This is a genomic window from Haloarchaeobius sp. HME9146, from assembly GCF_025399835.1.
GTDB lineage: Archaea > Halobacteriota > Halobacteria > Halobacteriales > Natrialbaceae > Haloarchaeobius.
This window is the reverse complement of sequence record NZ_JAODVR010000001.1, coordinates 2,831,477-2,855,255: the sequence shown is the minus strand read 5'-3', so window position 1 is coordinate 2,855,255 and position 23,779 is coordinate 2,831,477. Positions and strand designations below refer to the sequence as shown.

General features: G+C 66.6%; 20 protein-coding genes. 10 read left to right on the top strand and 10 right to left on the bottom strand.

From position 1 onward, the window contains the following. Window positions 1-31: 31 nt before the first annotated feature. Entirely contained in the window at window positions 32-469 is a 438-nt protein-coding gene (locus tag N6C22_RS14700) for a universal stress protein (protein ID WP_261651874.1), read from the top strand. 5 nt (window positions 470-474) lie between these two features. Here the strand turns inward: N6C22_RS14700 and N6C22_RS14695 are convergent, their stop codons facing one another. Then, window positions 475-2,349 carry an ABC transporter ATP-binding protein gene (locus N6C22_RS14695; RefSeq protein ID WP_261651873.1) on the bottom strand — a complete coding sequence of 625 codons (1,875 nt, stop codon included), beginning with the start codon at window positions 2,347-2,349 and terminating at the stop codon, window positions 475-477. A 114-nt stretch (window positions 2,350-2,463) separates the two neighbouring features. Then, window positions 2,464-4,071: a hypothetical protein gene (locus tag N6C22_RS14690; protein WP_261651872.1), complete on the bottom strand. Its 1,608-nt coding sequence runs from the start codon at window positions 4,069-4,071 to the stop codon at window positions 2,464-2,466. A 203-nt stretch (window positions 4,072-4,274) separates the two neighbouring features. Here N6C22_RS14690 and N6C22_RS14685 point away from each other — a divergent pair, with 203 nt between their 5' ends. The 5 genes from N6C22_RS14685 to N6C22_RS14665 all read left to right on the top strand — a co-directional run bounded on the left by N6C22_RS14685 (window position 4,275) and on the right by N6C22_RS14665 (window position 10,335). After that, window positions 4,275-5,051 (top strand): SDR family NAD(P)-dependent oxidoreductase, encoded by a 777-nt coding sequence (locus N6C22_RS14685; protein WP_261651871.1) that lies wholly within the window; start codon window positions 4,275-4,277, stop codon window positions 5,049-5,051. 102 nt (window positions 5,052-5,153) lie between these two features. Continuing rightward, entirely contained in the window at window positions 5,154-6,158 is a 1,005-nt protein-coding gene (locus tag N6C22_RS14680) for a TIGR04024 family LLM class F420-dependent oxidoreductase (protein ID WP_261651870.1), read from the top strand. Between the two features lie 350 nt (window positions 6,159-6,508). Continuing rightward, window positions 6,509-7,795 (top strand): O-acetylhomoserine aminocarboxypropyltransferase/cysteine synthase family protein, encoded by a 1,287-nt coding sequence (locus N6C22_RS14675; protein ID WP_261651869.1) that lies wholly within the window; start codon window positions 6,509-6,511, stop codon window positions 7,793-7,795. Window positions 7,796-8,119: 324 nt separating this feature from the next. After that, window positions 8,120-9,814 carry a thiamine pyrophosphate-binding protein gene (locus N6C22_RS14670; RefSeq protein ID WP_261651868.1) on the top strand — a complete coding sequence of 565 codons (1,695 nt, stop codon included), beginning with the start codon at window positions 8,120-8,122 and terminating at the stop codon, window positions 9,812-9,814. A gap of 71 nt (window positions 9,815-9,885) precedes the next feature. Then, window positions 9,886-10,335 carry an SHOCT domain-containing protein gene (locus N6C22_RS14665; protein WP_261651867.1) on the top strand — a complete coding sequence of 150 codons (450 nt, stop codon included), beginning with the start codon at window positions 9,886-9,888 and terminating at the stop codon, window positions 10,333-10,335. A 30-nt stretch (window positions 10,336-10,365) separates the two neighbouring features. Here the strand turns inward: N6C22_RS14665 and ddh are convergent, their stop codons facing one another. Then, on the bottom strand, window positions 10,366-11,295 hold the full coding sequence (gene ddh / locus N6C22_RS14660; RefSeq protein ID WP_261651866.1) for a D-2-hydroxyacid dehydrogenase: 930 nt from the start codon (window positions 11,293-11,295) through the stop codon (window positions 10,366-10,368). 69 nt (window positions 11,296-11,364) lie between these two features. After that, window positions 11,365-12,789, bottom strand: a complete 1,425-nt coding sequence (locus N6C22_RS14655) for an FAD-binding oxidoreductase (protein WP_261651865.1) — start codon at window positions 12,787-12,789, stop codon at window positions 11,365-11,367. 141 nt (window positions 12,790-12,930) lie between these two features. On the opposite strand from N6C22_RS14655, the gene N6C22_RS14650 reads away from it, so the two are divergent. After that, on the top strand, window positions 12,931-13,902 hold the full coding sequence (locus N6C22_RS14650; protein WP_261652568.1) for an NADPH:quinone oxidoreductase family protein: 972 nt from the start codon (window positions 12,931-12,933) through the stop codon (window positions 13,900-13,902). A 25-nt stretch (window positions 13,903-13,927) separates the two neighbouring features. On the opposite strand, the gene N6C22_RS14645 is transcribed toward N6C22_RS14650, so the two are convergent. Next, the gene (locus N6C22_RS14645) at window positions 13,928-14,602 is read right to left on the bottom strand and encodes a 6-hydroxymethylpterin diphosphokinase MptE-like protein (RefSeq protein ID WP_261651864.1); all 675 of its coding nucleotides are present in this window, start codon (window positions 14,600-14,602) and stop codon (window positions 13,928-13,930) included. Between the two features lie 351 nt (window positions 14,603-14,953). Further along, window positions 14,954-16,150: a dihydropteroate synthase gene (folP, locus tag N6C22_RS14640; RefSeq protein ID WP_261651863.1), complete on the bottom strand. Its 1,197-nt coding sequence runs from the start codon at window positions 16,148-16,150 to the stop codon at window positions 14,954-14,956. Between the two features lie 603 nt (window positions 16,151-16,753). Here folP and N6C22_RS14635 point away from each other — a divergent pair. From N6C22_RS14635 to N6C22_RS14625, 3 genes are all read left to right on the top strand, one after another. Beyond that, window positions 16,754-17,302, top strand: a complete 549-nt coding sequence (locus tag N6C22_RS14635; protein WP_261651862.1) for a hypothetical protein — start codon at window positions 16,754-16,756, stop codon at window positions 17,300-17,302. Continuing rightward, a complete protein-coding gene (locus tag N6C22_RS14630; protein WP_261651861.1) occupies window positions 17,302-18,090 on the top strand; it encodes an RNA methyltransferase in 789 nt (262 codons plus the stop codon). Before N6C22_RS14635 ends, N6C22_RS14630 begins: the two co-directional genes overlap by 1 nt. Before the next feature lie 154 nt (window positions 18,091-18,244). Further along, window positions 18,245-19,117, top strand: a complete 873-nt coding sequence (locus tag N6C22_RS14625) for a phosphatase PAP2 family protein (protein ID WP_261651860.1) — start codon at window positions 18,245-18,247, stop codon at window positions 19,115-19,117. A gap of 42 nt (window positions 19,118-19,159) precedes the next feature. Here N6C22_RS14625 and N6C22_RS14620 read toward each other — a convergent pair whose 3' ends face one another. The 4 genes from N6C22_RS14620 to N6C22_RS14605 all read right to left on the bottom strand — a co-directional run bounded on the left by N6C22_RS14620 (window position 19,160) and on the right by N6C22_RS14605 (window position 23,635). Next, the gene (locus tag N6C22_RS14620) at window positions 19,160-19,600 is read right to left on the bottom strand and encodes a hypothetical protein (RefSeq protein ID WP_261651859.1); all 441 of its coding nucleotides are present in this window, start codon (window positions 19,598-19,600) and stop codon (window positions 19,160-19,162) included. Between the two features lie 92 nt (window positions 19,601-19,692). Next, window positions 19,693-21,561, bottom strand: coding sequence for a Glu-tRNA(Gln) amidotransferase subunit GatE (gatE, locus tag N6C22_RS14615; protein ID WP_261651858.1), 1,869 nt, complete (start codon window positions 21,559-21,561; stop codon window positions 19,693-19,695). A 186-nt stretch (window positions 21,562-21,747) separates the two neighbouring features. Then, window positions 21,748-21,981 (bottom strand): HVO_2901 family zinc finger protein, encoded by a 234-nt coding sequence (locus tag N6C22_RS14610; protein WP_261652567.1) that lies wholly within the window; start codon window positions 21,979-21,981, stop codon window positions 21,748-21,750. A gap of 244 nt (window positions 21,982-22,225) precedes the next feature. Continuing rightward, window positions 22,226-23,635 carry an aspartate ammonia-lyase gene (locus N6C22_RS14605; RefSeq protein WP_261651857.1) on the bottom strand — a complete coding sequence of 470 codons (1,410 nt, stop codon included), beginning with the start codon at window positions 23,633-23,635 and terminating at the stop codon, window positions 22,226-22,228. Window positions 23,636-23,779: the final 144 nt, after the last annotated feature.

Genomic DNA, 23,779 nt, shown 5'->3' with positions numbered 1-23,779 from the left:
GGTCAAGTTCTCGGCCGCCTTACATAGACACATGTCCGTGGGTTACAGTCACATCCTCGTGCCCGTCGACGGGAGCGACGCGTCCGAGCACGCCGCCGAGCACGCCATCGACCTGGCGAACCGATACGACGCGGAGCTGACGGTCATGCACGTTGTCGACGACGACCTGCTCCCGCTCGATGCACGCAGCCAGCAGCTCGTCGACCGGCTCGAGGAGGAAGCGACAGACATCGTCGCCGAGGTCGTCGAGTGGGCGACCGAAGCGGACGTCGCCCCGGTCAACGAGGTCGTCGTCCGCGGGTCACCGGCCGAACAGATCCTCGCGACCATCGAGGACGGCGATGGCGAGGTCGACCTCGTCGTCCTCGGGAGTCACGGCCGCAGTGGCATCGACAAGTTCCTCATGGGAAGCGTGTCAGAACGCGTGGTCCGGCAGTCGCCGGTGCCCGTGCTGACGGTCCGGTCCTGACGGCGTCACACCGATTCGAGGAACCGGTCCGGTAGCGCCTCTATCTCACCCGCCTGCACCCGCCAGAGCGTCGCGTAGACGCCGTCCTCGTCCAGTAACTCGTCGTGGCTGCCGCGCTCGACGACCGAGCCGTCTTCGAGCACCAGGATAGTGTCGGCGTCTTTCACCGTCGAGAGCCGGTGGGCGATGACGAACGTGGTGCGGTCGGCGCTGACCGCGTCCATGCTCCGCTGGATGAGCACCTCGGTCTCGGTGTCGACGCTGGAGGTCGCCTCGTCGAGCACGAGGATGGCCGGGTCCTGTAACACGACGCGGGCGATGGCGAGGCGCTGGCGCTGGCCACCCGAGAGCTTCACGCCGCGTTCGCCGACCCGGGTGTCGTAGCCATCCGGGAGGTTCGCGACGAACTCGTGAGCTTCGGCTGCCTTCGCCGCCTCGCGGACCGCCTCGTCGCTCGCGTCGAACCGGCCGTACCGGATGTTCTCGGCGATGGTGCCATCGAACAGGAACGGGTCCTGTGAGACGTACCCGATCGCCGACCGGAGCGAGGCGACGGTCACCTCGCGCACGTCACGGTCGTCGATGCTGACCTGCCCGGCGTTCACGTCGTACAGCCGGAGCAGGAGCTTCACGACGGTCGACTTCCCGGCTCCCGTCGGCCCGACCAGCCCGACCGTCTCCCCGGGGTCGACCTCGAAATCGATGTCCTGCAGGACCAGCTCGTCGTCGTAGCCGAAGCTTACGCCGTCGTACTCGACGGCACCATCCACGTCCGACAGCGGAACCGCGTCGTCGGCCTCGACGACGTGGGGTGGCACGTCCATCAAGCCGAAGACACGCTCGCCGGAGGCCTTCGCGTTCTCGTACCAGTCGACGAGGTTCGACGCCTGCGAGAGCGGTTCGACGAATCGCTGGGTCAGGAAGACGAAGATGACGAACTCTCCCACCGTCAAGGTGCCCGAGAGCCCGAACGGCGGGCCCTGGAACAGCCAGAGGCCGCCGACGAGGAACGTCGCGGCGAACGAGAGCCCGGCCAAGAGTTCCATCCCGGGCCGGTAGAAGTAGCTCAGCGTGAGTACGGCCATGTTGGACTCGTAGAGGTCGTTGGAGGCCTCGCGAACCCGTCCCGTCTCGTACTCCTCGGTGCCCGTCGTCTTGACCAGCTCCACACCGGAGAGCGCGTTCTCCAGGCGCGTGTTCAGGTTGCCCACGTCGCTCCGGACCCGTTTGTACAGCGGTTCGACCCGGCGCATGAACCACCAGGTGAACAGGCCCATCGCGGGCACGAGCAGGAGCGTGACAGCGGCCAGTTGCGCGTTGAGGTAGATGAGGATGCCGGCGATACCGAGGACCATCACGACGATGCGCAGCCCCTCACTGAGTGCATCGTCGAGGAACGTCTCCAGGTTCGACGCGTCGTTGTTCAACACCGACATCACCTCGCCGGTCTGCTTGTCGTCGAAGAAGGCCATGTCGAGCGCCTGCATCGCGGCGAAGGTGTCGGTCCGGACCTCGTGCATCACGCCGTGAGCGAACCGGTTCATCGTCACACCCCAGAGGAACGTCCCGATGCCGGTCACGGCGAAGCCGACGACGATGAGCGCGACCGAGAACCAGAACTGTGCGGCCTGCTCGGTCGGCAACCAGGCCGCCGGAACCAGGGGCAAGCTATAGCTTCCATCGCCGGTGAAGATGGCGTCGATTGCCGTCCCCAGGACCAGCGGCGGGAGCAGACTCGCGCTTCGGCCGACGAGGTTCGCGACGTTCCCCGCGGTGAACCAGCGCAGTCGGGGGATGCCGTACTCGCGGAACAGCCGGAGCAGTGGACGGTCTACGTCAGCGCGGTACTGGTCGAACGGCGTGTCCTCGGACGAAGCCATCGAGTTATCAACCGAGTGGTGGCATCGCCTTATCGTCCCATCGCTTCGTGGTCAGGATTGCCGAGACCGGTCGGTGGGTCCGGGGCCTGTCCGTCGGGTGAGAAGAGCGCGTCCTCAGGCTGGTGACGCCGTGTTCTCCTCCTCGTCGAAGTCGTCGAGGAGGTCGGCGATGCTGTACTCCTCTTCCTCGCTCGGGGAGAGCACCACGTCTTCGAGTTCCTCGTCGAGGTCGGAGACGCTCGCCTGCTCGGTCTCTTCTTTGAGCTCGGCGAACACCGCCATCGAATCGTCCGAGTCGTTGGCCGCGTCGTCGTCGTCACTGGTCTCCGCGGCCGCGGCTGCATCGTCGGTCTCGGAATCGGCACGTTCCTCGGGGTCCGCCTGCTCGAACGTGTCGAACCCGCTGCTCTCGTCGTCGAACTCGAAGGCGTTCTCGAACGCCTCGGCGGCACCGAACTCGTCGGTTCCCTCGTCTGCCGGTCCCTCCTCGACGCTCGAACTGGTCGTCTCCGCCGGTTCGAACCCGCCGAAGTCGTCGACGGCACCTGCACCGAAGTCGTCGCTCTGGGCATCGTCCTCGGTCGCACCCGTGCTGGCCGTGCTCGGCGCGTCGGTTGGCGGTTGACTGGGTGTGTCAGTGGGCGGTTCACTGGCCGTGTCGCTTGCAGTCGCCCCCGCAGCTTCCGCCGCTGTGGGCTCCGGAGAGCCGGTCTGCTCGTCGACCGCGTCCTCGGGGGCAGTCGCGGCACTCTCTCCGAAGAGGACGGTCGACGCCATCTCCGCGGTCACCGGGTCGCTCTCGGAGACACCCGATGAGAGGCTGGTCGACTGGGGCTCGCGGTCGTGGTCTCCACTGTTCACCGCCCCGGTGAGTTCCGTCACGAGCAGGCCGGAGACGCGGTGATCGTCACCGAGTGCAGTCACGATGCGTTCGGCCTGCCAGTTCGTCCCGATGGCCACGTCCAGCACGCGCCACGCACCGTCGTCCCTGTCGTCCGCGTCGGCGTACAGCACCGACAGGGCGTTGGTCAGGTCTTCGAGCACCGAGACCTCGCGGTCGCCGCGGCCCGCGGTTTCGACGGAGAGCCTGAGATGGTAGTACCGGTCGTGGGCTGACACGTCGGTTCCACCCGAGATAGCGGCGACCACCTCTCCGACCGCCTCGCGGGAGGGGGCAGTGAGGTCGGTGCCTGCTTCGGGCAGGTCGCTCCACTGCGGCAGGCCACTTTCGGCGCGAAGCGCCTCCTGGGGGACCGCCGCCTCCACGGCCCGCTTGAGCTCCGTCGGTCCGGAATCCGGTGTCGCGACGAAGGATTCGTCGAGGACCAGGGGGTCGGTATCCTCGCCGACCTCGCGGATGGCCTCGACGGTCGGTGATGTGAGCAAAGAGAGCGCCCGGTCCGGGCTGTCGAGCCAGACACCGAAGACGGTCTGGACGTGTTCGTCGGGGGCGAGGCGACCTCGCCAGACGAGTTCACCCCCACCGTAGCAGGTCCAGTTCTCGGCCCCGAACCCGGGATGGAACCCCAGTCTGTCGGCGCTCAGGTCCGGCGGGAGCTGTTCCACCAGTGTCACCTCGACCGGTTCCGTCCGGTCCGAGACGATGTCGAACGACACCGCAGGGAGCGGCATGGTCTGGACGTCGAGTCGTTTCTCGACGATGACACCGTCTCTGGCGACCGTCATCCCGTGTCGTCGCGTCTCAGGTGTCCTGTTGCTCATCGACTCGACCGATTCAGTTCTGGACAGGTACCACGAGGGTGAATTTATACGTACTTGTCAGCATCTCTCACGAAATCGTTGATTCAATCGAAGATTAGGTGAATTTTGATGGTCCCGGCCCTTCGTGTGGGGTTCGTTCACTTTTAACTCACTCCCCGTACACTCTCCGAGCGTATGCAAGTTCACGACGCGGAGGGACGACGATGACGACCGACCAGTTCCACGTCGACGGTGACGTAGCCATCGTCACCGGGTCATCGAGCGGTATCGGGAAGGTCATGGCGGAGCGATTCGCCGACGACGGCATCGACGTCGTCGTCTGTTCGCGGGACATGGAGAACGTCGAACCGGTCGCCGAGGCCATCACGGAGAGCGACCGGCCGGGCGATGCGCACGCGGTCGAGTGTGACGTGACCGAGCGCGAGGCGGTCGAGGCGCTGGTCGAGGCGACCGTCGAGGAGTTCGGCGGGCTCGACGTGCTGGTGAACAACGCTGGCGCGTCGTTCATGGCCGGCTTCGACGATATCTCGCCGAACGGCTGGTCGACCATCGTCGACATCAACCTCACGGGCACGTACCACTGCACACAGGCCGCGAAGGAGCACCTCGCCGACGACGGTGGGGTCGTTCTCAATCTCTCCAGTCTGGCCGGGAAGCAGGGTGCGCCGTACATGAGCCACTACGCCGCGGCGAAGGCCGCGGTCGAGAACCTGACTCGAACGCTCGCGTTCGAGTGGGCCGACGACGACATCCGGGTGAACTGCATCGCGCCAGGGTTCGTCGCGACGCCCGGTGTGGCCTCACAGATGGGCGTTACCGCCGACGAGATCGACCGCGAGGAGGTGAAACGGCGCATCGGCACCAGCGAGGAGATCGCCGACGTGGCGCAGTTCCTCGCCTCGCCCGCATCCTCCTACGTGACGGGTCAGACCATCGTCGCGGCCGGCGTGCCGAACATCATGGAGACGCCGGACGTCTGAATCGCGTGAGCCATAGCAACTGCTACCAGTAGCAAACCGAGTTCAACGACACACAACTTCCATCCCTCTTTTTGTTGTTGGGGTGGCATCCCTTCACAGAGCATGACCGAACGGCACGTCCACCTGCCAGTCGCCGCACAGGAGAGCGTCCAGGACTTCGTCGACCAGGCCGTCAAGGCCGAGGAACTGGGCTACGACTTCGTCTGGCTCCCCGAGACGTGGGGCCGCGACGCGGTCACCATCATGACGAGCATCGCCCACGCGACCGAGGAGATCGGCATCGGCTCCTCCATCATGAACGTCTACTCGCGGTCGCCGGCGCTGCTGGCCCAGACGGCCGCGACGCTCCAGGAGGTCTCCGACGGGCGGTTCCGCCTCGGCATCGGTCCCTCGGGGCCGGCCGTCATCGGCGGCTGGCACGGCGAGGACTTCGGGAACCCGCTGCGACGCACCCGCGAGTACGTCGACATCATCAAGATGGTGCTCGCCGGCGAGGAGCTCGACTACAACGGCGAGTACTTCAACGTCTCCGGGTTCCGGCTGCGCTGTGACGCGCCCGAGCCAGCCCCGAGTGTGGACGTGGCCGGCATGGGGCCGAAGGCGGTCGAACTCGCAGGGCGGTTCGCCGACGGCTGGCACGCCATCCTCTTCACGCCGGAGACGATGCGCGACCGACTCGAGGACTTCGAGCGCGGTGGCGAGATGGGCGACCGCGACCGCAGCCAGCAGCAGTGCACGCTGTCGCTGACGTGCTGTGCGCTGGAGGACGGCGAGGAGGCCCGGGAGCTGACCCGCCAGCACTCCGCGTTCTACGTCGGCGCGATGGGCACGTACTACCGCGACTCGCTGGCGCGACAGGGCTACGAGGAGGAGGCCCACGCTATCGCGGCGAACTGGATGAACGGCGACCGCGAGGAGGCGCTCGAGATATTCACCGACGAGATGCTGGACGACTTCACGGCGGCGGGGACGCCCGAGCGCGCCAGTGACGAACTCCAGAAGTTCGCCGACATCGAGGGTGTCGACACCGTCAGCGTGGGCTTCCCGCGTGCGGCGACCCAGGAGCAGATTCACGCGACGCTGGAAGCGCTCGCACCGGACGCGTAACGCGGTAGAGTCCTTTTCTGGCGAACAGGCGACACGGAGCGACAGGACACGGGACGGCCGTGTCACACACCCGCGACACGTCCCGTGGCGATTCTCAGCGCACGTCGGGTGTGGTTCCTGGTTCGTATTTCAACGTTCGCGCCGTACTCTGGCAGCCACTCTTGCCGGTATCTGTGACGAGCCAGTGGTCGTGCAGTCGGTCCTGGGGCACATATTCGTCTACAAGGGGTGCAGAGGCGGCTATTCTCGTCCGGAGCTCGTCCGTGGTGGCCACCGTCCATCGTCAGAGAAACGAGGCCAGTGTTGTGGCTGTCGGTAGGTTAAGGGCACGAGTGAGACGATACGGACGTATGGCAGACGACGACTCTCACGGCTTCGCAACGAACAGCGTCCACGCCGGCCAGGAACCGGACCCGACAACCGGGTCGCGCGCACCGCCGCTCTACCAGACGACCTCGTACGTCTTCGACGACGCCGAGCACGCGGCCAGCCTGTTCGCGCTCGAAGAGGCGGGCAACATCTACAGCCGCATCATGAACCCGACCAATGCGGTGCTCGAACAGCGCCTCGCCAAGCTCGAGAACGGCGTGGCGGCCGTCGCGACCTCCTCCGGGATGGCCGCGCTCGACCTCGCGACGTTCGTGCTCGCGGGCGAGGGTGACAACATCGTCACCGCGTCCTCGCTCTACGGCGGCACCTACACCTACTTCACCCACACCGCGCCGCGGCGCGGGGTCGAGGCCCGCTTCGTCGAGACGCTGGACTACGACGCCTACGCCGAGGCCATCGACGAGGACACGGCGTACGTCCACCTCGAGACCATCGGGAACCCGGCGCTCGTGACGCCGGACATCCAGCGCATCGCCGACATCGCCCACGAACACGGCGCGCCCCTCTTCGTGGACAACACGTTCGCGACGCCGTACCTCTGCAACCCGCTCGACCACGGTGCCGACCTCGTCTGGCACTCCACCACGAAGTGGATCCACGGCTCGGGCACCTCCATCGGTGGGGTCCTCATCGACGGCGGCTCCTTCGACTGGACCGCCGAGGACTACCCCGAGGTCGCCGGGGACAACCCGGCCTATCACGGGGTCAACTTCCAGGAGCGCTTCGGCGACATGGCCTTCGCCATGGCCGCCCGCGCTCGCGGCCTGCGTGACCTCGGCGACCAGCAGGCACCCTTCGACGCCTGGGTCACGATTCAGAAGCTCGAGACGCTCCCCCTGCGCGTCGAGCGCCACTCCGAGAACGCGCTCGAGGTCGCCCAGTTCCTCGAGGACCACGAGAAGGTCGAGTGGGTCACCTACCCCGGACTCGAAAGCCACGAGACCCACGAGACGGCATCCGAGTACCTCGACGGCGGCTACGGCGGCATGATAACCTTCGGTCTCGAGGGCGGCTACGAGGCCGGTCGCGCCGTCACCGAGAGCACGGAACTCCTGAGCCTGCTCGCCAACGTCGGCGACGCCAAGTCGCTCATCATCCATCCCGGCAGCACCACCCACCAGCAGCTCACCGAGGAGGAGCAGATGGCCAGCGGCGTCACGCCCGACCTCGTCCGGCTCTCGGTCGGCATCGAGGAGGTCGACGACATCATCGCGGACCTCGACCAGGCCATCGAACAGGCGCACTGAAGCGGCCACAGCAGTCTGCGACGATTCTTCTCTCTTTCATTCTGGCGCGCGCGGTCGCCGGTCCCGAGCGATAGCGAGGGCCAGTGACAGAAGCGCGTGAGGGATGAGGAGTGCAGTGGAGCGGAGCGGAACGAGCACCGGAATCGGCTGGGGAGGGTGTGGATGCGGTGCTGTGCGGGGCGGTTTCCATTACCATCGGCGCGAGTGAACTGCTAGCCTTACCAGATTGCCGCGGACGAACTGGAAACACAACCGATCCTGGCTCCACGGACTGAGACACGCAGCAGGCGAATCGTTTTGTCACCACCACCCGACACTCGATGCATGACAGAATCCCGAACGGGTGCCGAGTTGTTCGTGGACGCGCTCGACGAGTACGGCGTCGAGTACGTCTTCGGCAACCCCGGCACGACCGAACTGCCCGTCGTGAACGCCATCGCGGACTCCGAACTGGAGTACATCCTTGGCCTCCACGAGGACGTGGCGGTCGGGGCGGCAGCCGGGTACGCCAGCGTCAGGCGGCAGTTCGCGGACGAGGACGAGGGCGTCCCGGCAGGTGTCGTCAACCTCCACGTCGCGCCGGGGATGGCCCACGGGCTCGGGAACCTCTATGGGGCGTACATGGCCGGCGCGCCGCTCGTGGTAACTGCGGGGAACCACGAGCGCCACTTCCGCCACGAGGAGCCCATCTTGTCAGGTGACCTCGTGAAGATGACCGAACAGTTCACCAAGTGGTCCGACGAGGTGTTATCGGTCGACACCCTGCCGTCGATGCTCCGGCAGGCGTTCCGCGTGGCCTGTACGCCGCCGACTGGCCCGGTGTTCCTCGCACTCCCGCTGGACGTGATGACCGCGGAGACCGACGCGGCACCGGAGCCGCTGGGGACCATCCCGAACCCCGGACGGGGCGACCCGGCGGCCATCGAGCAGGCCGCCGACGCGCTGGCCGAGGCCGACAATCCGGTACTGGTCGTCGGGGACCACGTCGGCCGGCACCAGGCCTGGTCGGGCGTCGACCCGGTCGAGGCGGCGGTCGACCTCGCAGAGGCGGCGGGCGCGCGGGTCCACGGCGAGATACTGGGCTACGAGGTGAACTTCCCGACCGACCACGAGCAGTGGGTGAGCCACGTTCCGCCGGACGAGCAGTTAGCCCAGACGCTCTTTCACACGGACACGCTCGTCTTCGCGGGCTGTTCGACCAATACGACGCTGTGGGCCCACGATAATCCGCTGGTGCCCGAAGACGCGACAATCGTCGACCTGACCGACCAGCCGTGGCAGGGTGCGAAGAACCACCCCGCGACCGTGGTGACCGGGGATATGGGCCACGTCATGGCCGAACTCGCGGCGGCGGTGCGAGACCGCGTGGACGACGAGACGCGCGAGGAACGCCTCGTGCAGGTGGACGCGATGAAACAGCTCGCCAGCCAGCAGATGAACGCGATGGGCGAGGACGAGACGGCCGAGGACGCCATCTCGAAGGCCGACCTCGTGGACGCGATGAAGTCGGTCGACCCGGACGCGTTCGTCATGGACGAGGGCGTGACCTCGCGGTATGCCCTGCTCACGCGCTGGGACTTCCAGCGGGGACAGATTATGGGCAACAAGGGCGGCGGCCTGGGGTACGGCCTGCCGGCGGCTGTCGGCGCGGCACTTGCCGAGCGTGACAGCGACGACCCCCGGACCGTCTACGGGTTCGTCGGCGACGGTTCCTACCTGTACTACCCGAACTCGCTCTACACCGCGGCCAGGTACGACCTCGACCTGACGGTCGTGGTCCCGGACAACCGGAACTACCGCATCCTGAAGGACAACACCGTCAGCATGTTCGGCGGCGAGGAGTCGGACTACGAGTTCGTCGGCATGGACTTCGACCCGCCGGTCGACATCCCGAAGAACGCCGAGAGCCACGGCGCGTCGGGGTACCTCGTGGAATCGGTCTCCGAGCTGGACGACACCCTTGCCGAAGCAGCCGCGGAGTCCGGCCCGTCGGTCGTGGACGTGCTCATCGAGGACTGAGGCCCAGACACGAACTCGAAGACGACGACCGAGTCGAAAACGATATTTCCTCTCATGCGGCTGGTACGACCATGAGTGATGACCGGCCCGACGAGGTCGACTTCGACCCGACCCACGACGATGCGGACCTCTTCGACAAGCTCCCCGCGCTCATCGTCTTCGGCACGCTCGCGGCGGTCATCGTCCTCGGAATGATGGGGTTCGGCTCCTACGCGGGTCTATTCGCAGCGCTCGGTTGGATCGTCGTCCTCCCGCTGAGCGCGATTCTGAAAGACGAACTCCGCCAGCTGTTCGGCGGCGGTCGCGACCGCAACCGGGTCTCGCAGTCGGCATCCGACTCGCGGTCGAACGACGCCCTCGAGGAACTCAAACGTCGCTACGCCGCGGGCGAACTCTCCGACGAGGAGTTCGAGGCCCGGACCGAGAAACTGCTCGAGAACGAGTCGCTCGACGACGTACGGGCACGGGTCGATTCGACGGCGGAGCGCGAGACAGCACGCGACAGCGAGTTCGAGCGATAGTGCCGACCCGCGAGGGACGGTCACCCGCCCCTATACGATGTGGTTGCGGAGGTCCGCCCCGCGCTCGATGTTCTCGACGTTCTCCCGGACGATACCCGCGACGTTCCGGTAGTAGTCCTCGGTGAAGCCAGCACAGTGCGGGGTGACGAGCACGTTCTCGAACTCCCACAGCGGGGAGTCCTCGGGTAACGGTTCCGTCTCGAAGACGTCGAGCGCGGCCCCGGCGATGGATCCCGATTCGAGTGCCGCGATGAGCGCTGACTCGTCGACCACGGGGCCGCGAGCGACGTTGACGAGGATGGCGTCGTCGTCCAGGAGGTCGAATTCTTCTGCTCCGACCATCCGGCGCGTCTCCTCGACGAGTGGGACGGCGAGCACGAGGAACCGGGCGTCCCGAATCGCGGTGTGGAGCTCGTCCGGGGTGTACACCTCCTCGACACCGTCGACAGGCTCACCGGACCGCCGGACGCCGACGACCTCCATTCCGAGGCCGTTCGCCCGGTCGACGATTCCCTTGCCGAGCGCGCCGAGCCCGACGATGCACACCTGCTCGCCGGTCAGGGTGAACGCCTCGTCCCACTCCGGCGGTGACCACTCTCGCCGGGTCTGTGCCTTCACGGCCGGCAACAGCCGGCGCGAGAACGAGAGCATGTAGCCGGCGACGGTCTCCCCGATGGCCGGCCCGTGGATGCCGGTGCTGCTCGTGAGCGTCACGTCGTGTTCACGGAGGTCATCGAGTGGGAACCGGTCGATACCGGTCTGGATGGAGTGGATCCAGTCGACCGCGTCCAGGTACTCCTCGTGGTACGCGAGCGTGACGACGGCGTCGTACGAGTCGAGCGAGTCGGTGGTGGCGTCGACGGTCGCGGCGTCGACGACGTCTTCGAGCGCGTGCTGGAGTCGTTCGGGCGGGAAGACGGTCGAGACCGATTCGTCGATAGCGACGCTCCTGACGTTCATACACAGGGGTCGTGGAAAACCGTCTTCAAGATTGGGGGAGATTCCGACGACCTGAGACTCGCCTCGGGCTTATCGCCCGTCTCGGTCCCTGACTCGTCCGCCGTCGACCGTCTCCGGGAACATCTTGCCCGGGTTCAGGGTGTCGGTCGGGTCCAGTGCACGCTTGACCTTCCGCATCGCCTCGACGGTGGCCGCGCCGTGCTCGCGTTCGAGGTACTCGCGCTTGCCGAGGCCGATGCCGTGCTCGCCGGTGCAGGTCCCGCCGCAGTCGATGGCGAACTCGACGATTCGGCTGTACACCGCCTCGCCAGCCTCGACCTGCTCGGGGTCGTCCTCGTCGACCAGCACCGAGTAGTGGACGTTGCCGTCGCCCGCGTGCCCGAAGCAGGGGACGAGCACGTCGTGTTCGTCGGCGAGGTCCTTCGCGAACCGGATGACGTCGGCGTACTTCGAGATGGGGACGGTGATGTCGCCCGGGTGGAGCGGTGTCAGGTCGGGGTCGTAGGTCTGCATGGCGTAGGCCATGTCCTTGCGGGCCTGCCAGAGGTCGGCCATCCCCTCGTCGGCTGCGGCGACCTCGAACCGGGTCGCGCCGTGGTGCTCGAAGATGGAGCGACAGAAGTCGACCTCGCGCTCGATACCGTGGTTGCGGTGGAACTCGAGGAACACCAGTGGACTGTCGGGCAGGTCGGTGCCCGAGTACGCGTTGGCCATCATCGCGCTCTCGGCGTCGACGAGTTCGATTTTGGCCACGTCGACGCCCGACTGGATGGTGTCCTCGACCGCGGCGGCGGCCCCGTCCAGCGTCTCGAACACGGCCCGGCCGCCGCGAATCTGCTCGGGGCGGCCCGCGAGCCGGAGGGTCGCTTCGGTGATGACCGCGAGGGTGCCCTCGCTGCCGACGAGCAGGTCGCGCAGGTTGTACCCCGAGGAGGTCTTGACGGCCCGCGAGCCCGCGGAGATGACCGACCCGTCGGCCAGGACGGCCTCGATTTCGAGTACCCAGTCCGCGACCTCGCCGTACTTCACGGTCTGCATGCCGCTGGCGGCGTTGGCGAGCATGCCGCCGATGGTCGAGATATCGCCGGAGGAGGGGAGCGGCGGGAAGAACAAGCCGGCCTCGCCGGCGCGCTCGTCGACGGTCGAGCCCATCACGCCTGGCTGGACGTCTACCTGGAAGTCATCCGGCCGGAAGTCGGTCACCTCGTCCATCCGCATCAGGTCCATGCTGATGCCGGCGAAGGCCGGGACCGCGTTCCCCTCCAGGCTGGTCCCGGCGGCGTAGGGCGTCACGGGGACGTCGTGGTCGGTCGCGGCGGCGAGGATGGCGGAGACGTCCGCGGTCGATTCGGGGTAGACCACGGCGTCGGGTGTCACCTCCTTCCCGTCGGGGGTGCCCCAGTCCGAGGCGTGGCTCTCGCGTGTGGCCTCGACGGTCGTCACCTGGTCCTCGGCGAGCGAGAGGTCGTCGAGGAACGCAACGTCGTGTGTCATATACTGTCGTGCGGCGACGGTGGGATTAAACCTGCCCCCTGTGACACCCTCGCCACCGCCGGGACAACCCTGAACTCGTGGACGGTTTCGCCGGTTCTCCCAGACTTACATGCACTGAGTGAGTACTCAGTCGCGATGCAGATGAAAGCCATCGAGGTCAGCGAGTACGGCGACACCGGGTCGATGCAGGTCGTCGAGGAAGACGTACCAGAACCGGGTCCCGGCCAGGTCCGCATCGAGGTCGAGGCCGCGGGCATCAACTTCGCCGACATCATGCAGCGGCGTGGCCACTACCCGGGCGGCCCGGAGGCCCCCTTCCGCCCCGGTTTCGAGGCCGCAGGTACCATCGAGGCGGTCGGCGAGGGCGTCGCCTACGAGGGCGGCGAGCGCGTCGTCGGGCTCGTCGGCGTGGGCGGCTACGCCGAGTACGCCGTCACCGACGCCGAGAGCCTGTTCCCCATCCCGGAGGGCATGTCCTTCGCGGAGGCCGCCGGCTTCCCGGTCCAGTTCCTGACCGCGCACAACTGCCTGTTCGGCTGGGGCGGCCTCGAAGAGGGCGAATCCGTCCTCATCCAGGCTGCCGCGGGCGGAGTCGGCACGGCCGCCGTCCAGCTCGCGGACCGCGCCGGTGCGGAGGTGTTCGGCACCGCGAGCACGCAGGAGAAGCTCGACCTCGCCGCCGACCTGGGCTGTGACCACCCCATCAACTACACCGAGGCGGACTTCCGCGAGGTCGTCCTCGAGGAGACCGACGGCGAGGGCGTCGACCTCGCGCTCGACGGGGTCGGTGACGAGGTGTTCGCCGAGTCCGTGCGCGCGACGAAGGACTTCGGGCGCATCGTCCCCTACGGCGCGGCCAGTGGCGTCCCGGGCACGCTCGACACCAGCGAGATGTTCTTCCGCAACCAGTCGGTCATCGGCTACCACCTCGGCAAGGCCATGCAACAGAAACCCCAGCGCGTCCTCGAAGCCGTCCCGGATCTGACGCAGGGCCTCGAATCCGGCGAGCTCGAGGTCATCGTCGGTGAGACGTTCGCGCTCGAAGACGCCGCCGAAGCGCACGAGTACATCGAAGCTCGCAAGTCCTCGGGGAAGGTCGTCCTCGAACCCTGACCCCGTTCGAGCGTCAACCCGCGCTTTAGGGCAGTTCTAAGCCGTCTCGAACCTCGTCGAGAATCTCGAATCTCTCGTCGCGGCGCTGTTCCAGCCAGTAGAGCAACCGCGCGGCCCACGCCAGCTTCTGTTTCTTCATCGCGCCGACCGACGGGTCCTCGAAGTTCCAGCCGGGGAAGACCAGTTCGCTCGCGCCGACGTGGTCCGCGAGGAACGCCGCCCGGTCGCCGTCGGTGAACCCGCCGAAGTTCCGGACGTGCTCCTTCGGGGCCGCCTGCGTCGTCGGCAGGACGTGTTCCTGTGTCAGCGTCGGCACCAGCTCGCGGACCGTCTCGATGTTGTCCCCGTGCGCGTGGACGACCGTCGGTGTCCCGGCGGCACTCAGTTCCGCCGCCAGCTCCGGTTCGGCGTCGAGGTCGGTCACGTACACGTCGACCTCGACACCGTGCTCTCGACAGACCGCCGCGGCCGTGGAGGCCGCCACGACCCGGTCCGCGTCGAGGCTCGCGAGGTCCTCGGCCAGCGACGGTCCTGCGCCGCAGATCGCGATGCGCTCGCCCGTCAGCATGGACAGACGTGACTCGTCGAACGGTGTCGTCAGGTCGGCCAGCACGTCACGGGCGCGCTCGTCACCCTCGCGGCCGAAGCCGAAGTCCTGCAGGATGCGCTCGTAGACGGGTTCGAACTCGGTGAATTCCATACCTGTGGCTACCAGAGTGAGTCCAAGATAACCGTTGGTGTGGGCCGAGATTGCCTCTTACAAGGTACCCCTACCCGAGAGGCCCTCCCGGCTTCCACCCGTTCGTTCATACTGCCCCAGTATAAGTTTTCTCTCTTTCCTCCGTCATTCGCGGCCCGAAACCAGTTGCACGCGACGGATTCGTTCCTACCATTCGACCATTCTGTTCACTCGAAATTAGTGGGATAATCGACCCTTACACTCCTCAAAAGGTCGTTTTCACCGTTTGAGAAACGGGACACTGCGCCCGGCTCGTCCGGTCTCGGGTCGGGTCGGCCGCGCGCCGCTCCCCGGCGAGTCGCTCGCGCGCGGTCAGGCCACCGTCGCATCTACCGCGTCGATGACAGCGACCAGACCGGCGTCATCGGGCGTCGAACCGGCCAGTTCGCGAAGTGCGCGGTGACTGCCGACGAGCAGCCCCGCGTTTCCGGGGTCCGCGCCGGTGACGAACACCGCGCCCGCGTCAGACGCCGCCGCGGCGAGCGATTCTGCCTGTCCGGCGGTGAGCCCGGACACCTCGAACACGGCCCGGGTCGCGTCCGCCGCAACGTCCTCGGTTCCGAGGCGTTCGACGTGTCGCGACACGTCGCCCTCGGTCTGGACGTCGAGCTCCTCGACCGCGACGTCGTCCGCGTCCCCGCGGTACCGCTCCGGCGTGAAGGCGTCCCCCACGGCGCAGGCGTCGACCGTCTCCCGCACGTCGTGGGTCCGCACGACGTGTGCGCCGCGCTCGATGGCCATCGAGGTCGCCGCCAGCGAGACGGCCAGGGCGTCCTCGGTCGAGCGGTCGGTCAGCTCGCGCAGGAAGTTCTTCCGGTTGATGGAGACCAGGATGGGCTGGCCCAGCCCGCGGAACTCCCGCAGTCTTCGCAGGACCTCGCGGTCCTGCTCGGTCGTCTGCGCCTCGGACCACCCCCCGAAGGCGGGGTCCACGATGGTCTTGTCCGTCAGCCCGTTCTGTTTCAGGGCCTCGTACACCTGGTCGATGTAGTCCGCCGACTCGGCCCACTCGGCTCCCTTGCGCTCGGCCCAGGGTGTCTCCTCGACCGCGCCCGGCCGTTTCAGGTTCGGCGGGCTGGCCATCTTCGCGACCGCCACGTCGTACTCGGCACAGACCTCGGGCAGCTTCGGGTCCGCGAAGCCCGCGATGTCGTTCACCATGTCGAAACCGCCCTCGATGGCCGCCTCGGCCACCTCGTGGTAGCGCGTCTCGATAGACCAGATGGCGTCTCCCGAGGTTGATTCGATCGTTTCGAGGGCCACGTCGAGGCGGTCGAGCTCCTGTTCTGCCGAGAGCACCTCGAACTTCTTGTTCGCCGATTCGAGGCCCACGTCCACGATGTCCGCGCCCTCACCGATGAGCTCCTCGTCCACGTACGCGGCCGCGTCGCCCGCGTCGTCGAAGACGCTCGGCTTGTACGGCGACTCCGAACTCACGTTGAGCACGCCCATGACCCGCGTCGGGTAGCCGTCCCCGATGCCGAGCCCGGCGGCGTCTACGTCTCTCATTACCTGGGTTGGGGGTCTGAATCGTGAAAAACGGCCTGTTCCCCGTTCGACCTGCCGGGAGTTCTGTCAGCGCTTGTCGGAGGGTTTCGAGGTGTGATTGGGGCCAGTGCTGGTGGTGACTACGAGCAGTTCACTCGCGCTGTTGGCGATGACCGCCTCCGCACCACACCGCAACCACGGCCTCCCCAGCCGACTCCAGTGCTCGTTCCGCGTTGCTACACTGCGCGCTTCGTCCCTCGCGCGGTTCGGCGGGCGAACGAGATCGCCCGCCTGCACGCGCCAGACTGATTGGCTGGGTACAGATGCTCGGCAGAACAGCGATGAGGCGCGCGCTGACGAGTGTGCTGAGCGCGAGGCGACCGAGTCGCCTCGCAACGCGAAGCCAGGAGTCAGCAGCGCGCGAGGGACGACCGGAGCGAATGCGGAGGGAGTCGGCTGGGGAGGGTGTGGCTGCGGTGCGGTTGCGGTTTCCATCGCAATCGGCGCGAGTCGTCGTGCTATCGGAATCCATGGCATCGTACGAAGAAACACGGGAAAACTCTGTACCACATCGCGACACCCGAAGACGCGTCGTTTTTACCCACAGACCCGATACCACCGGGTATGAGCAAGATAAGTATCGGTCTCCGGGGGTGGCGCTTCGACGAGGACGAGGTGTTCACCGCGGAGGGCGAGGTCCGTCCCTTCGACGAGATGGACGAGGACACGAAGCGACGGCTCGTGCGCCTCGGCGTCGTCTACAACGGGCCCTGTGACGCCTGCTGGCTGATCCACGGCGACGCGAACGTCGAGCAGTGCAACGTCGCGTCGGTGGTGTACGGGGAGCCACTGAACGAGGTCGTGCTCTGTGACGAGCACGAGCCGGACTTCCTCTACTGGTTCCGCGAGGAGGGCGGCATCGAGCACGCCGAGACGGACCTGTTCGAGGACGAGTTCCACGAGTGGTTCGCAGACGGCGGGCGTGCACCCGAGGACTACGGCGGGGTCGAGCACGTCGAGACGGACCCGCTGGACCTGCCGAAGCCGGACCTGCCGGACGCCGACGACCTGGAGGGCAACGAGCACGCGGGCGTCGACGACGGCCAGCCCAAGGAGCGCATCGACATCCGGAACATGGACATCACGAAGGAGTACCCGACGGGCGATAACTGATGACGACACCAGCAGTCGCCGTCGTCGACAGCAAGACGCCGGGGAACGTGGGCACCATCGCCCGGGCGATGAAGAACTTCGGCATGTCGGAACTCCTGCTCGTCGACCCGCCGGAGGGCACCCAGGAGAAGCACAGCGAGGCGTGGGGCTTCGCCGGCCGCGCACGCGAGGACGTGCTCGCGAACGCGAAGGAGGTCGACTTCGACTACCTCGTCGACAACTACTACACGGTCGGCCTCACCGCGACGACCAACGAGGACTGCCGCAAGCACGTCCGGTTCCCCTTCTTCACGCCGGACGAACTCGCAGACGACCTCGCGGGGCTGGACGCCGACGCCTGTCTCATCTTCGGGCGCGAGGCCGATGGCCTGACCAACGAGGAGCTCTCGAAGGTCGACGCCGTCTGCTCGATTCCCGCGAGCGACGATTATCCCGTCCTCAATCTCGGCCAGGCCGCGACCATCACGCTGTACGAACTCCGCGGGCTCACAGTCGAGGAGACCCAGCTGCCGGACCGCGAGCACGAGCGCGCCGAGGAGGCGATGCTCGACCGACTCTACGACCAGTTCGACGACCTGCTCGACAGCATCGACCACCCCGAGGAGAAGCGCGCGAAGACCCTGCGGATGGCTCGCCGCGTGTTCGGACGGGCGCACCCGACCCAGCGCGAGGCCCGCTCCCTCCTCGGTATCTTCCGGCGGGCGACGAACCACCCGGAGCTCGCGAGTGTCGCTCGGGACCCTGCCGACCGCGACGAGCCCGGTGAAGCCACCGGGCAGGACGACTGAGACCACCCGGACGGCGAACATTACAGAAAGGGTTTATTTCCAGCCGGACTAGTACACTGGAGTCCCCAGATGCGACCTCCATACCCGGTGAGCCGTAGTGGTCTCCGCACCGAAACAATAATACAACGACAGAACGGTATCGGTATATAGACATATGGAGCAGCTACTGCCCTCCCTCTCCCCCGGCACCTGGTTCAGCTTGCTCGTAGCCGTGCCGACGCTGCTCGTCTTCGCGCTCGGCTTCCGCCTCTTCGTCCCCGACGTCTCGTTCCGGTCGTTCGTCGGCGGGCTCGTGCGGACCGACTGGAAGTACCTCGGCGTGGCCTGGGTGGTCACGTTCGGCGTGAACACGATGGCACACCACTTCTACGCCGGCCGGACCTACACGTCCGTCATCTACGGCCTCGAAGGCACCACCGTCATGCTGTTCCAGACGGTCACGTGGGTCCCGCTCACCTACGCGATGACGTTCGTCTACCTCATCGGGTTCCCGTTCGTCACGCTGTTCACCTACTGGAAGCTGAAGGCACACGACCCCGAGCAGGCCCGACGCTACTGTGCGGCGTACGCCATGCTCGTCCTCATGGCGCTCCCGTACTTCCTCGCGTTCCCGGTGTCGGTCACCTCCGAGTACCTCGGGCACACCGCCACGGGCGGGTCCGGCATGGAGGCACTGATGTACGACCTCCACCCCGTCATCACCGAGGGCATCACCTCGACCGACACGCTCGTGAAGGCGTTCCCGAGCCTGCACACCGGCATCTCCGCGCTCGCCGCGGTGTACTCCCGGTACAGCTCCCCGCGCTACGCCAGGCTCGCTGGCGGGCTCACCGTCGCCATCATGTTCTCGACGTTCTACCTGGGCGTCCACTGGCTGACCGACGCGGCGTTCGCGCTCGTGCTCGTCGGGCTGTCGTTCTACGTCTCCCAGCGCATCTCGGACCCGGTGACCTACGAGGCGCGCATCAAGAAGGCGCTGCGCGACCAGGCCGGGTCCGGGGAGCCGTACGGGCGCGGGGCTGACTGACCGGTCATCCCGGTTCCACTACCTCGATTCTACAACCCCGAATTACGACGCAGTGTGAGTCACCACAACGTCGACGACCGTGGTTCCATCGGGCCGAATATTCACTTCGAGTGCTTCCTCGTGGCGGTCGTCCTCGCCGCCTTCACCCCGCCATACGTCGACGGTTTCGTGTCCGACCGACACGCCATCGACGCTGATTCGGACATCGGTTTCACCACTGACGAAGAAACGTGCTTTCCGAATCGTCTCGCCGGGTTCGATGGGCTGCTGGAGCCGTCGGTTCGCTGCTGGCTTTCCCTCGTGCATGAAGTGGTCGTTCGAGGCGGTGATCGAGACGGTATGCCGACGGTCGTGCTGGTTCGAGACGACGAGGTCACCGTACGGTTGTTCGACGAACAGTGTCTGTAGACAGCCACCAGTTGCTACGGAAAGAACTGCACCCACCGTCCCACAGAACCGGCGTCTGGTGGTACCTTCCGTCATTCATCTGGTAAGTATGCCAAATAGAGAGAAGTGTCTTGTGTAGCACGGGGAGTCGAGAATCTGGAGAATACGGAGAGTGTCGCGGGAAGCAGTCAGGCGCGCTTCTGAATCTCCTCGCGGAGCACGGCACTCACGGTGTCACCACCGGCCTTGCCCCGGAGCGCACCCATGCACTCGCCCATGAGCGCGGAGAACGCGCCCATACCCTCTTCTTCGACCTGGTCCGAATTCCGCTCGACGACCTCCGCGACGGCCTCGCGAACCTCGTCCTCGGAGACGCCACCCAGGCCCTCGGCCTCGACGGCTTCCTCGGCCGTCAGGCTCGGGTCCTCGGCGAGCGCGGTCAGCAGGTCGTTCATGCCCTCGTTGGGCACCTCGCCCTGGTCGACGAGCGAGAGCGCGTCGCGCAGGTGCTCGTCGGTGAGGGTCTCGACGGGCACGTCGTCACGGCGCAGTTCGGTCAGCGTGGATTCGAGCGTGCCGGCAGCCAGGGTCGCGTCGATGCCGTCGGCGACGACGGACTCGAACAGCGGCATGCGCTGGCCGTAGGCGACCTGCTCGGCGAGGCCGGCGTCCAGTCCGTACTCGTCCTGGTAGCGCTCGACCTTCTCGGTCAGGAGTTCGGGCGTCTCGACCTCGCTCGGATCGAGGTCCACGGGCGGGACGTCCGTCTCGGGGTACATTCGGGCCGCGCCGGGGAGCGGGCGCAGGTAGCGGGTCGTACCGTCCTCGTTCGCGCCGCGGGTCTCCTCCGGGACGCCCTCGAGTGCGGTCTCGGCGCGCTTCGCGGCGGCCTCGATGGCGTTGTCGGCGACCTCGGGGCTGGCGGCCACGATGGCCACGGCGTCGTCCTCGCCGGCGTCGACGGCCTCACGCAGGGCCGCGACCTCGTCCTCGGTGACGCCGTAGGCCGGGAGCTCGTCGGTGTGGAAGATGCCACCGGCACCGTGGCGCTTGGCGTGGTCGGAGAACTCGGTCCCAAGACGCCGGTCCGGCTGAATCTCGCGGCCGACGAGGCCGTCGAACCCGAAGAGGGGAACGGCGGTGACCTTCCCGCCGGAGTCGAGTGCGCCGCGGATGACGCCGCTCTCGGTGTCGGCGAAGGTGTCGGTCACGTCCTGTACCTCGCCGACGCTCGCGCCGCGCGATTCGAGTTCGTCACGGATCTCGAGGAGTTCGACCTGCCGCCCGGCTTCGTTCCGGACGATGTCGTCGATGTCGTCGAGGCTCTGGACGCCCTTGACCTCCACGCGGGCACCCTCGGCGATGGAGATGTTCACGTCCTGGCGGATGGTGCCGAGGCCGCGCTTGACGTGGCCGGTCGAGCGCAGCAACATGCCGATGCGCTCGGCGGCCTCGCGGGCCTGCTCGGGCGTCGAGATGTCCGGCTTCGTGCCGATCTCGACCAGCGGAATCCCGAGGCGGTCGAGGCTGAAGGTGACGCCGTCGTCGTGTTCCTCGATGCGCTGGCAGGACTCCTCTTCGAGCATCAGGTCGGCGACGCGGACCGGGCCGTCCTCGGTCGATATCTCGCCGTCGGTCGCGATCTCGGTCGACCGCTGGAAGCCCGAGGTGTTCGAGCCGTCGACGACGATCTTGCGCATGACGTGGGCCGTATCGACCGGCGCCATGTCCAGTAGCTGGGCGATCTCGAGGGCGACCTCGCGTGCTTCGTCGTCCAGCCGGTGGGGCGGTTCGTCGTCCTCCTCGACGAGACAGGTCGAGTCGTACGCGAGGTAGGTGAACTCGCGTTCGACCTGGCTCTCTTCGAGCGCCGCCTCGTCCAGTTCCCCGAGTTCGGACTTCGTCGGGTGCAGGTACCGCGTGAACTCGCGCTCGGACTCCTCCGGCTCGCGGAGGTCGGTCGGGCAGCCACAGAACAGCTTGCTCGCGGTGTCGAGCTGCTGGTGGATCTCCAGCCCGGCGACCAGTCCCAGCGCCTCGTAGTCGTGGTCGGTCATTGCGCTACGCTCCGAGTCGGAGGGGTAAAAAACCGTCCAGTTCCGGCGACCCTGGCCACGGGCGGTCGCCCAGGCGGGGGACCCCGGTCGGGAACCGAGTCCCGGCCCCGATGAGTGCGGCGCACACGCTGTCGCGTCGTGGCACTCTGGAGTCGTCGATTGGCCGTAGAAGCGTCTCTGGATTCGTTACTGCGTCGCCGCGCGAATATCTTCTATCTGAATAATATCTTCCCCAAGTCCTTCCCCGTCGCAGTCGTCGTTCGGGCATCGATAATGCCAACCATCGCGTGTCGCAACGCGCTCGGAGAATCGGTCACCACATTCCTCACAAAAGAGCTGTCCTTTCTCGCATGTGTCTACGTGCATCTCTAGGGCAAGCTCTGTGCTGAACGATTGGTTGCAGTTACGACAGGTGTGCATAGTACAAATTTGGACTGCAACCACCATAACACCCATGGATTGTTCGACTTTCCTCCGTCTCTCGATAACTTTCGGTAAGTTCACGCCGTCGTGCGGTTGTTTCACTTCCACTGAGAGGATTACCCGGTAATAAACGTTGCCCTTGATATCCTCACGCGTGGTCGTTGGTGGCAGATAGCGGGCTCGTGTCGTGCCGAGAGAAAATCTGGCTGTGGAATCTATGCGGGGGGTGTTCGACGGGGTGTCAGTCGTCCTGACCGAGGATGCCGCGGTGGGTCATCGCCTCGGGGTCGATGATCTCGTCGGCCTCCTCCTCGCTGAGGTAGCCCTTCTCGATGACGACCTGGCGGACCGTCTTGCCCTCCTTCAGTGCGGTCTTGGCGGCCGTGCTGGCCTTGTCGTAGCCGATGTGCGGGTTGAGCGCGGTCGCGAGCGCCATCGACTGCTCGACCTGCTCCTCGCAGTGTTCCTCGTTGGCCTCCAGCTTCGCGACGAACTTCCGGGCGAACACCTCGCTCCCGTTCGAGATGAGTTCGGCGGACTGCAGGAAGTTGTACGCCAGCAGCGGTTTGTAGAGGTTCAGGTCGATCTGCCCCTCGGCCGCACCGGCGGAGACGGCCGCGTCGTTGCCGACGACCTGCTTGTGGAGCTGGTTGACGGCCTCGGCGACGACCGGGTTGATCTTGCCGGGCATGATGGACGAACCGGGCTGGTTCTCCGGCTGCTCGAGTTCACCGAGCCCGTTGCGGGGGCCGGAGGCGAGCAGGCGCAGGTCGTTCGCGATCTTGTTCAGGCTGCCGGCGACGGTCCGGAGGGCACCGTGTGCCTCGGACATGGCGTCGTGGGCGGCCTGTGCCTCGAAGTGGTCGTCGGCCTCGCGGAACTGGACGCCGGTCTCCTTCGTGATGTACTCGGCGGCGCGCTCGGGGAACTCGGGGTGGGTGTTCAGCCCCGTCCCGACCGCGGTGCCACCGAGGGCGAGTTCGGCGAGGTGTTCGCGGGTGTTGTCGACGCGGACGAGGCCCTTCTCGACCTGCGTCTTGTAGCCGCCGAACTCCTGACCGAGTCGGACCGGCGTGGCGTCCTGCAGGTGGGTACGGCCCGTCTTGACGATACCGTCGAACTCCTCGGCCTTCTCTTCGAGGGCCTCGCGGAGCGTGTCGAGCGCCGGGATGACGTCCTTCTCGACGGCTTCGAGGGCGGCGACGTGCATCGCGGTCGGGATGACGTCGTTCGAGGACTGCCCGAAGTTGACGTGGTCGTTCGGGTGGATCTCGCGGCTCCCGATCTCGCCGCCGTACAGTTCGGTGGCGCGGTTCGAGATGACCTCGTTGGCGTTCATATTCGAGGAGGTCCCCGACCCGGTCTGGAACACGTCGACCGGGAACTGGTCGTCGTGCTCGCCGGCGATGACCTCGTCGGCGGCCTCGATGATGCACTCCGCCTTGTCCTCGGGAATCATCTCGAGGTCGCGGTTCGCCTGCGCGGCGGCCTTCTTCACGACGCCCAGTGCACGGACGAAACGACGCCCGAACGTGAGCCCGGAGATGGGGAAGTTCTCGACCGCGCGCTGGGTCTGTGCCCCCCAGTAGGCGTCGGCCGGTACCTGCATCTCGCCGAGGCTGTCCTGCTCGGTGCGGAAGTCGTCGGACATACCTGATTCGTCGTCGGGCCGGTGCGTAAAACCCACCGAATCGGTTCCCGACCTGGCCGGCTGAAACCTGCGACGACCGCCGTCGAACCACCATGTTGTATGTTATCAACTATCTCGAAACTCCTCTGAGAGTGGACAGTGTTT

Excerpts from the sequence above, each read along its gene's own strand:
- N6C22_RS14665 (WP_261651867.1), top strand. The coding sequence starts at position 9,886 with ATGAGTGATGACCGGCCCGACGAGGTCGACTTCGACCCGACCCACGAC.
- folP (WP_261651863.1), bottom strand. The coding sequence starts at position 16,150 with ATGAGAGACGTAGACGCCGCCGGGCTCGGCATCGGGGACGGCTACCCG.
- N6C22_RS14625 (WP_261651860.1), top strand. The coding sequence starts at position 18,245 with ATGGAGCAGCTACTGCCCTCCCTCTCCCCCGGCACCTGGTTCAGCTTG.
- N6C22_RS14655 (WP_261651865.1), bottom strand. The coding sequence starts at position 12,789 with ATGACACACGACGTTGCGTTCCTCGACGACCTCTCGCTCGCCGAGGAC.
- N6C22_RS14700 (WP_261651874.1), top strand. The coding sequence starts at position 32 with ATGTCCGTGGGTTACAGTCACATCCTCGTGCCCGTCGACGGGAGCGAC.
- N6C22_RS14690 (WP_261651872.1), bottom strand. The coding sequence starts at position 4,071 with ATGAGCAACAGGACACCTGAGACGCGACGACACGGGATGACGGTCGCC.
- N6C22_RS14630 (WP_261651861.1), top strand. The coding sequence starts at position 17,302 with ATGACGACACCAGCAGTCGCCGTCGTCGACAGCAAGACGCCGGGGAAC.
- N6C22_RS14675 (WP_261651869.1), top strand. The coding sequence starts at position 6,509 with ATGGCAGACGACGACTCTCACGGCTTCGCAACGAACAGCGTCCACGCC.
- N6C22_RS14605 (WP_261651857.1), bottom strand. The coding sequence starts at position 23,635 with ATGTCCGACGACTTCCGCACCGAGCAGGACAGCCTCGGCGAGATGCAG.
- ddh (WP_261651866.1), bottom strand. The coding sequence starts at position 11,295 with ATGAACGTCAGGAGCGTCGCTATCGACGAATCGGTCTCGACCGTCTTC.
- N6C22_RS14680 (WP_261651870.1), top strand. The coding sequence starts at position 5,154 with ATGACCGAACGGCACGTCCACCTGCCAGTCGCCGCACAGGAGAGCGTC.
- N6C22_RS14635 (WP_261651862.1), top strand. The coding sequence starts at position 16,754 with ATGAGCAAGATAAGTATCGGTCTCCGGGGGTGGCGCTTCGACGAGGAC.
- N6C22_RS14620 (WP_261651859.1), bottom strand. The coding sequence starts at position 19,600 with ATGACGGAAGGTACCACCAGACGCCGGTTCTGTGGGACGGTGGGTGCA.
- N6C22_RS14670 (WP_261651868.1), top strand. The coding sequence starts at position 8,120 with ATGACAGAATCCCGAACGGGTGCCGAGTTGTTCGTGGACGCGCTCGAC.
- N6C22_RS14610 (WP_261652567.1), bottom strand. The coding sequence starts at position 21,981 with ATGCACACCTGTCGTAACTGCAACCAATCGTTCAGCACAGAGCTTGCC.
- N6C22_RS14685 (WP_261651871.1), top strand. The coding sequence starts at position 4,275 with ATGACGACCGACCAGTTCCACGTCGACGGTGACGTAGCCATCGTCACC.
- N6C22_RS14695 (WP_261651873.1), bottom strand. The coding sequence starts at position 2,349 with ATGGCTTCGTCCGAGGACACGCCGTTCGACCAGTACCGCGCTGACGTA.
- N6C22_RS14645 (WP_261651864.1), bottom strand. The coding sequence starts at position 14,602 with ATGGAATTCACCGAGTTCGAACCCGTCTACGAGCGCATCCTGCAGGAC.
- gatE (WP_261651858.1), bottom strand. The coding sequence starts at position 21,561 with ATGACCGACCACGACTACGAGGCGCTGGGACTGGTCGCCGGGCTGGAG.
- N6C22_RS14650 (WP_261652568.1), top strand. The coding sequence starts at position 12,931 with ATGAAAGCCATCGAGGTCAGCGAGTACGGCGACACCGGGTCGATGCAG.